Below are 4,267 nucleotides of genomic sequence, written 5' to 3'. Positions count from 1 at the left end.
ATCACGCTGAACTGCAACGGCATCCGTTCCGCGGCCGGCAAGGGCTTTTTCGAATGGCTCGCCGGGCAGCAGGCCGACATCGTCTGCCTGCAGGAAACCAAGTCTCAGGAACACCAGCGTGGCCGTGAATTCCGGCCGCAGGGCTGGCACTGCCATTACGTCGATGCCGTGCGCCCCGGCTACAGCGGGGTGGCGATCCTGTCGAAGCGCGAGCCCGATGCCGTCGTCACCGCGCTCGGTGCCGGCTTCGAGGACATGGACGCCGAAGGCCGTTATCTCGAAGCCCGCTTCGGGGCGCTGAGCGTCGTGTCGCTGTACCTGCCCTCGGGGTCGAGCGGCGAGCTGCGCCAGCAGGTCAAGTATTCGTTCATGGACCGCTTCGCCGGGCATCTGGCGGGCTTGCGCGCGCGCGGCGGCGAGGCGCTGGTCTGCGGTGACTGGAACATCGCGCACCGGCCGGCGGATCTCAGAAACTGGAAATCCAACCAGAAGAACAGCGGCTTCCTGCCCGAAGAGCGTGCCTGGCTGGACCGGCTGTACGGCGAGGCCGGCTGGATCGACGTCTGGCGCCGGCTGTACCCGGAGGACGGCGAGGCCTGCTACACGTGGTGGTCGAACCGCGGCCAGGCCTGGGCGAAGAACGTCGGCTGGCGTCTCGACTACCACGTCGCCTGCCCGGGCTTCGCCGGCCGGGCGCAGGCCGGCAGCGTCTACAAGGCCGCGCGCTTTTCCGACCATGCGCCGGTAACGATCGATTACGCGGATTGATTCGGCTTACAAAACCATCATGATGATCAGGTTTTCCGATCCCTGAGCCGCTGCCGATCCCGATTCCACGATGGTGCCGAGTTTCCCCCTGCGGCTGCGTACCCGGTTCCGGCTGCTGCTGGCGGCCTCGGTGCTCGGCATCGCGCTGGTCGATGCGCTGGTTGCCTGGTCCAACCTCGATGAACGCGTCTACACGGAGCTGCTGCACGAGGCGCGCGACGTGCGTGACGTGCTGCTCGGCACGCGGGAGGTCTACCGCGCGCTCCTGCCCGACGGAGATTCCGCGCCGCTCGATGCGCACATGCTGGCGCTGCTGCCCTCGCATGCGCTGCTGCGCATCGCCCGCGACTTCCCGGCCCCCGACGATGCGGAGGCTTCGCTGCGGCTGGCGGTCGTCTCGGACCGGCCCCTCGATCCGGCCAACCGCGCCGATGCCGGGCAGCAGCAGGCGCTGGACTGGCTGCGGGCTCATCCGCAGGCCGGCGAGCACATGCGCGAGGTACGCGACAGCACCGGCGAGCGGCATCTGCTGTACGCGCTGCCGATCCGCTTCGATGGCTGGTGCCTGCGCTGCCATGCTCCCACGGCATCGGCCGGCGAGACCGGCATCCACGGCCTGCTGAGCCTGCGCTCGCCGCTGGCGCCGGCCCGCGAGCGGGAATTCGCGGAATGGAGCCACAACTTCGCGGGCCGCATGCTCGCCTACATCGCTCTGTTCGGGCTGCTCGGCCTGCTGGTCGATCGCGGCTTCGTGCGCCGGCTGGCGCAGCTGGAACGGGCGGCACTGGCGGTGGCCGATGGCGATGCCTCGGTGCGCGTGCAGAGCGACGGGCCCCGGCCGGCGCAGGACGAGCTGGCCACGCTCGGTCAGGCCTTCGATGCGATGGCGGCGGCGGTGCAGGCGCGCACCGGCGAACTGCAGACGGCGCTCGCGCAGTACCGCTACCTGTTCGCGCACAGTCCGCTGCCGATGCTGGTCTTCGACCGCACGACGCTCGCGATCCTCGATGTCAACGAGGCCGCCCTCGCCCACTACGGCTATGCGCGCGAGGCGTTCCTGCAGCTGACGATCCGTGAGCTGCGCCCGCCCGAGGACGTGGCGCTGATGCAGCAGCTGCGCGCCGCGATCGCCGCTGCCGGCGAGATTCCGGTCTGTCACACCGTGCGCCACCGCCGCAGCGACGGCACCCTCCTCGATGTCAACGTCTGGACGCGGGCGCTGGATTTCGACGGCCGGCCGGCGCGCATCGCGCTGATCCAGGATGTCAGCGAGCAGCAGCGTGCGCTGGCGGCGCTCAGGCTCTCGCAGCTGAAGTACCAGACCATCTTCCGCACCTCGCCGGACCTGATCGCGATCACCGAGCGCGCCAGCGGGCGCTTCCTCGAAATCAACGATGCCTATACGCGCATCATGGGGTACACGGCCGAGGAGGCCATCGGCCGCACCTCGGCCGAACTCGGCACCTGGGGCGCGCCGGACAGCCGTGCGCAGATGATCGCCGCGCTCGGCGAGGGCGTGCGCCTGATGAACTTCCAGACCCTGTTCCGGCGCAAGGACGGCGAGGTGTTCCCGGCGCTGCTGTCGCTGGAGGCCGCGCGCATCGGCGAGCACGACTGCTTCATCATCTCGGCGCGCGACATCACCGAGCGCATCCGCGTCGAGCAGGCGCTGGCCGACAGCGAGGCGCGCTTCCACACGATGATCGACTGGACCCACAACTGGGAGTACTGGCTCGGCAGCGACCGCAGCCTGCGCTGCACCAGTCCGTCGGTCCTGCGCATCAGCGGCTACACGGCGACCGAGCTGCACGCCGATCCGGGCCTGATCGATGCGCTGGTTCACCCCGAGGACCGCGAGCGCTGGCAGATGCATCTGGCCGAGGAAGCCGGCAGCGACGCGGTGCTGGAGCTGCAGCTGCGGCTGCTGACGCGGGAGGGGCAGACGCGCTGGGTCGCCCACACCTGCCGGCCGGTGTTCGATGGCGCGGGGCTCGACTGCGGGCGGCGCGTGACGGTGCGCGACATCACCGACGAGAAGGCCGCGGCCGACGAGATTCGCGAGCTGGCCTTCTACGACACGCTGACGCACCTGCCGAACCGCCGGCTGCTGCTCGATCGCGCCGGCCGGGCGCTGGCGGCGAGCACGCGCAGCGGCGAGTACGGTGCGCTGCTGATGCTCGATCTCGATCACTTCAAGAAGCTCAACGACACCCAGGGCCACGATGTCGGCGACCGGCTGCTGATCGAGGTCGCGCGGCGGCTGCGCGGCTGCATCCGCCAGCACGAGACGGTCGCGCGCCTCGGGGGCGACGAGTTCGTGGTGCTGCTGGAGACCCTCGGCACCGGCGAGGCCGAAGCCCTCGCGCACGCCGGGCGCGTCAGCGCCAAGATCCGCAGCGTGCTGGCCGCGCCGTATGCGCTCGGGCCGGGGCCGGCGCTGTTCCATTCGACGCCGAGCCTCGGCGTGACGCTGTTCTGCGGGGCCGGCGCGGCGGTCGAGACGCTGCTGAAGCAGGCCGACGTGGCGCTGTACCAGGCCAAGGATGCCGGCCGGCACACGGTGCGCTTCTTCGCGCCGGCGATGCAGGCGGCGATCGACCGGCGCATGCAGCTCGAAGCGGCGCTGCGCGGCGGGCTCGAACGCGACGAGTTCCGGCTCTGGTATCAGCCGCAGGTCGATGCCGCAGGCCGGCGCATCGGCGCCGAGGCCTTGCTGCGCTGGTGTCCGGTCGACGGGCCGATGGTCGCGCCGGCCGAGTTCATCGGGCTGGCCGAGGAAACCGGGCTGATCGTGCCGATCGGCCAGTGGGTGCTGGACCAGGCCTGCGCGCAGCTGCGCGAATGGCAGGCGGAGCCGGCGACGCGCGCGCTGCGTCTGGCGGTCAACGTCAGCGCCCGCCAGTTCCACGAGCCGGACTTCGTCGAGCGCGTGCAGCGCAGCGTGCAGACGAGCGGCATCGATGCCACGGGCCTGAAGATCGAGCTGACCGAGAGCGTCGTGCTCGATCAGATCGACGAGGTGATCGGGCGCATGCACGCGCTGCACGCGCTCGGCGTCGGCTTCTCGCTCGATGACTTCGGCACCGGCTACTCGTCGCTGTCCTACCTGCGCCGGCTGCCGCTCGATCAGGTCAAGATCGACCAGAGCTTCGTGCGCGGCATCGCCCGGCACGGCGAGGATGCGGCGATCGTCGCGGCGATCGTCGCGATGTGCCGGACGCTGAACTTCGCGGTGATCGCCGAGGGCGTCGAGACCGTCGAGCAGCGCGATGCGCTGCTCGCCTGCGGCTGCGAGGCCTTCCAGGGCTATCTGTACGGCCGGCCGGCACCGGCCGGTCACTGAGGCGCGCCGCCGCCGCCGCCGCGTCAGCGGCTGCGCAGCTGTGCCGACAGCGCACGCACGCGCAGGCCGAGCAGGGCCGCACCGAGCAGCAGGCCGGCGCCGAGCGTGCCGCCGATGCCGGCGATCATCGTCTCCGGCATCGGCGGCAGCTGCCAC

2 protein-coding genes are annotated in these 4,267 nt (G+C 70.8%); both read left to right on the top strand.

From position 1 onward, the window contains the following. Positions 1-768: exodeoxyribonuclease III (locus PKE44_RS15700; RefSeq protein WP_324552996.1), on the top strand; the 768-nt coding region annotated here is incomplete at its 5' end. A gap of 73 nt (positions 769-841) precedes the next feature. After that, the gene (locus tag PKE44_RS15695; protein ID WP_324552994.1) at positions 842-4,111 is read left to right on the top strand and encodes an EAL domain-containing protein; all 3,270 of its coding nucleotides are present in this window, start codon (positions 842-844) and stop codon (positions 4,109-4,111) included. The last annotated feature ends 156 nt before the right edge of the window (positions 4,112-4,267 follow it).

Origin of the sequence: Plasticicumulans sp., assembly GCF_035331805.1 — a bacterium.
In the GTDB taxonomy this organism is placed as follows: Bacteria; Pseudomonadota; Gammaproteobacteria; order Competibacterales; family Competibacteraceae; genus Plasticicumulans.
Note: the sequence above shows the minus strand (reverse complement) of the source record. Positions and strands in the feature narration are given on the sequence as shown.